We start from the raw sequence: 3,809 nt of genomic DNA, 5'->3' as shown, positions 1-3,809 counted from the left end.
CCCCTGCAGCACCAACCACCGCCCCTCCACCGCCTCCATCAGGGCCTCCAGGTCCGCAAAGTACCGGTTCGCCACCGCCTCGTTCACCAAAGGCCACACCCGCTCCACCGGCTGCAGCTCCGGGGAGTAGGGAGGCAAAAACACCAGCCGAACCCCCTCCGGCACCTCCACCCTCGGGGACACGTGCCACCCCGCCCGGTCCAAAACCACCCACACCTCCCCCTCCTCCTCCCCAAGCCACCCGCGAAACTCCCGCAAGGCCCAGCTCATCACCTCCGTGTCCACCCCGTCCACCAACAGGCTCAACGCCTCCCCCGTCTCCGGCTCCACGAAGGTGCACAGGTAGAACCACCGGTACCGGTGCGCCACCACCGCCTTGGGCCTCTCCCCCTTCCTCCCCCACACCCGCCGGTACACCGGCTTCAGCCCCAACCGGTGCTCATCGTAAGCAAATACCCTTACCCTTCGCCCCGCTGCCCGGGCCGCCTCCACCTCTTGGCGGAGTTTTTTTGAACGCCTCCTGTGCCTCCCTCTCCGCCTTCCGGTGCACCGGGCGCGGTACCCGCAGGGCAAACCCCGCCTCGTGGAGTAGGCGGTAGATGGGGGTCAAGATACGAGCTCCGCTCGTGACGAGGGAAAGCCGCTTCCCCAAATGTTCCGCCACCCACCGCTGCAGCTTGGGCCCCGTCCACAGGCCGCCGTCGGGAGGGGGACCCTCCAGGGCCTGCAGCACCCTCAGGGTCTCCTCCGGGGTGAGCTTGGGCCGGGCTCCGGGGTTGTTGTGCCGCCCATCCCGCAGGGCCTCGGGGCCTTGGAGGTTGTACCGGCGCACGGTGGCGTGTAAGGGCGGGGAGTCTGCAGGGTGATGCGGGCGATCTCCCTGGCGGAGAGGCCCTTGGCCGCGTGGTAGACGGCTTGGAAGCGGGTCTTTTCCACCGGGTCCTTGGCCTTTTTGTACCTGCGCTCCAGTTCCCTCAGGGTCAGGTGACGGGCTACCTGAGGCATGGAAGAAGGATACTACAAAAAAGGGTATGAAAAGGGCCGCCCGGTTCCCTTCGGATGAAGGGTGCCATGCACCAGACGGCCCAAGCTCTACTCTGGACCCTCCTGGCCCTCCTGCCAACCCCCCACCTCCGCGAATCCCTCAAAGCGCTTCTTCTCCTCCTTCTCACCGGCCACGGCAAAGCCAGGCCCCAGCACAGCAAGACCAAGTCCCCTTCTTGCTTACGCAAATCTGTTTGCCCTACGGGCAAAGCAACCGCCCTCTCCCGCTTCCTCAACCGCTACCCCTGGCCCACCCGCACCCTCATCCGCCTGGCCCGTCAGGAAGCCCAAGAGGCCCTGCACCGGGCCAGGCCCAGGCGGGGGCCCAAGCCCAGGCTCCTGGTGGTCCTGGACCTGGTCACCCTGGAGAAGCGGGGCCTCTTCCCCGCCTTGCCCCTCTCCTTTTTCCACGGCAAGTGGGGGCTCCACCTGGTGGTACTCTATCTGGTCCTGGGGGACCTGCGCATCCCCTGGGCCTACCGGGTGTGGCGGGGGAAGGGAGAGAAGACGCTTTCCCTCCTTGCCCTGCGTCTTCTGGCCTCCCTGCCCCCCTGGATGCGCAAGTCCTTCCACCTTCGGGTGGTGGCCGATGCTGCCTTCGGCACCGCCCGGTTTCTTGTGGGGGTGCGGGGGTTGGGTCTGGAAGGGGTGGTGGGGATGCGGCGGGACCGGGAGTTCATTTGGGGTAGGGGCCCCAAAGAAGACGGGGGAGGGGCTTCCCCTCTTTGGGCTCAGACGGCAGGGGAGCCGGGTGCATCTGCGGGGACTTCCCTTTCCCGTGTGGGTGAGCAGGTACCGCTATCCCTTACCCGGGGGAGGGTGGGAGTGGCGGTACGTGGTGGCCACCTTTCCCGCGGGGCCACGGACTGTGCTGGTGTGGGGGCGGTGGCGGTTTACCATCGAGCACTTTTTCCGGACCATGAAGGGGGAGTTTTCCCTGGGGCGTTTTGGGCAGCGGACGGCCTTGGGGGTGCATCGGTTTCTGGTGTTGTCCTTCCTGGCTTACCTGCTGGCCCACTGGGTGAGGCTGGCTCCTGGGGAAGGAGTGCTTTCCTGGCGGGAGGCTGGGCGGGAGGCGGCGCGCCTGCTGCTGCCGGAGGTGGTCTTGCGGGTCCTCATGGCCGAGCTGGGAGCTTTGGGTCTTTGGCCCCCGCCTGCGGGGGGAAGGGGGTGTTTATGCAGGGTATTCGGGAGGTGCAAGTTTTGAGGTAACCTTTGCGTGCGGATACGTGGTCCATGAGGTGGCCCCACCCTTCAAGGGCCGCCCCGGCAGGCCCTGGTGCTAGGGCCACGCCCTCTACATGGCCCTCCTCACTCTTCTGCACCTTCTACGGCCTCTCTTACCGATCTACAGAGGCCCATCTCCAGGGCCTCCTGGGGTGATTTACTAAGCAAGCGCATACCGGGCATCTTTCCGATCCTCATAGAACTGCCACCACCAGCCGGCCGGGCCCGTGGACCCCCTTCACCATCACCTGGCCGATGTCCGCGCTCTTGGAGGGGCCGGAGTAGAGGCCCAGGGCGCTGGGAAGGACCTTCAGGTCCAGGAAGGCTTCCAGCAAGGTGGGGTAGACCCGCGCCCGCTCCACCAGGACCAGGTGGGTGGGGGGAAGGAGCTGGGCCTTTCGCCCGTCCGCGGAGGAGAGGGCCAGGGTGCCGGTTTCGGCCACGGCGAACAGCGCCCAGGAAACCCCCAGGGGTGCCGCCTCCGGGGGCAGCTCCGGGAAAAGGCGGAAGGAAGGGGGTACCCCCTTGCCGTAGGCCGCCCCGGGGAGGCCTTGGGCCAGCTCCTTCAGGAGCCCCACCACCCCTTCCCCGTCCAGGAGGTGGCCCTCGGCCCCGTTTTCCGCGAGGCGCCTGAGGAAGAGGTCCAGGGGGTCTTCCCCAAGGCGCAGGTGGGGGTGTTCGGGCAGGAGGGCCTTGGGCCGCTCCTTCAGGGCCTTGCGGATGCGGGCGAGGATCCGGGCTCTAGAGCGTGTTGATGACTTTGCCCAGCAAGTCCACAAACTTCTTCAGGAGGAGCATGGCAAAAGCCAAGAAGTGCAGCCCCGCCACCGTCTCGGGTAACCGCTCATAGTCCCGCACCAACCGCCGAAACCGCGTCAGCCAAGCAAACGACCTCTCCACCACCCACCGCCGCGGTAACAGCACAAAACCCCGCCTCGCCTCCGGTAGCTTCACCACCACCAGCTCCATCCCTTCCCCCCTCGCCGCCTCCGCCGCCCTCTCCCCCGTGTACCCCTGGTCCACAAAGGCCACCTCCACCCGCTCCCCCATCGCCTCCTGCACCTCCCGCCCCAGCCGCCCCACCTCCTCCCGGTCCCCCACGTCCGCCGGGGTCACCACCAGGGCCAGCAAGTGCCCCAGGGTATCCACCGCCATGTGCACCCTGCTCCCCCGCCGCCGCTTCGCCCCGTCGTACCCCGCCCGGTGCCCGCTCTCCGGTGTGGCCGGCAAGGTGCGACTGTCCAGAGCCACCGCTGAGGGGTCGGGCTCCCTCCCCTCCAGGGTGCGCAGGAGGATCCGCAGGTCGTGGATCAGGGCCTGGAACATCCCCGCCTTGAGCCACCTCTGGGTCTTTGCGTAGACCACCTCCCAGGGGGGGGAAGTCGTGGGGGAGCATGCGCAAGGGGGCCCCGGTGCGAACGATCCACCGGAGGGCGTTGAACACCTCGCGCAGGGGGTACTCCCTTTGGGGGGCGTCCTCCCGCATGAGGGTGAGGTAGGGGGCCACCAGGCTCCATTCCTCGTCCGTCACGTCGGAG

At 67.6% G+C, this 3,809-nt stretch carries 3 protein-coding genes and 2 pseudogenes; 1 reads left to right on the top strand and 4 read right to left on the bottom strand.

What is annotated here, in order from left to right:
- Both L1087_RS13100 and L1087_RS13365 read right to left on the bottom strand, forming a co-directional pair.
- Positions 1–492, bottom strand: a 492-nt coding sequence (locus tag L1087_RS13100) for an IS630 family transposase (protein WP_234559314.1), incomplete at its 3' end; no start/stop codon positions are given.
- The gene (locus L1087_RS13365; protein WP_234559313.1) at positions 440–832 is read right to left on the bottom strand and encodes a winged helix-turn-helix domain-containing protein; all 393 of its coding nucleotides are present in this window, start codon (positions 830–832) and stop codon (positions 440–442) included. The genes L1087_RS13100 and L1087_RS13365, both read right to left, overlap by 53 nt.
- Before the next feature lie 239 nt (positions 833–1,071).
- Here L1087_RS13365 and L1087_RS13360 point away from each other — a divergent pair.
- A pseudogene (locus L1087_RS13360) lies at positions 1,072–2,251 on the top strand (transposase).
- Positions 2,252–2,465: 214 nt separating this feature from the next.
- On the opposite strand, the gene L1087_RS13085 reads toward L1087_RS13360, so the two are convergent.
- Both L1087_RS13085 and L1087_RS13080 read right to left on the bottom strand, forming a co-directional pair.
- Positions 2,466–3,050 carry a LutC/YkgG family protein gene (locus tag L1087_RS13085; protein WP_234559311.1) on the bottom strand — a complete coding sequence of 195 codons (585 nt, stop codon included), beginning with the start codon at positions 3,048–3,050 and terminating at the stop codon, positions 2,466–2,468.
- A pseudogene (locus tag L1087_RS13080) lies at positions 3,013–3,809 on the bottom strand (IS5 family transposase); the annotation flags it as partial. The gene L1087_RS13085 and the pseudogene L1087_RS13080, both read right to left, overlap by 38 nt.

Source organism: Thermus tengchongensis, assembly GCF_021462405.1.
In the GTDB taxonomy this organism is placed as follows: Bacteria; Deinococcota; Deinococci; order Deinococcales; family Thermaceae; genus Thermus; species Thermus tengchongensis.
This window is presented reverse-complemented; position numbering and strand designations above follow the sequence as displayed.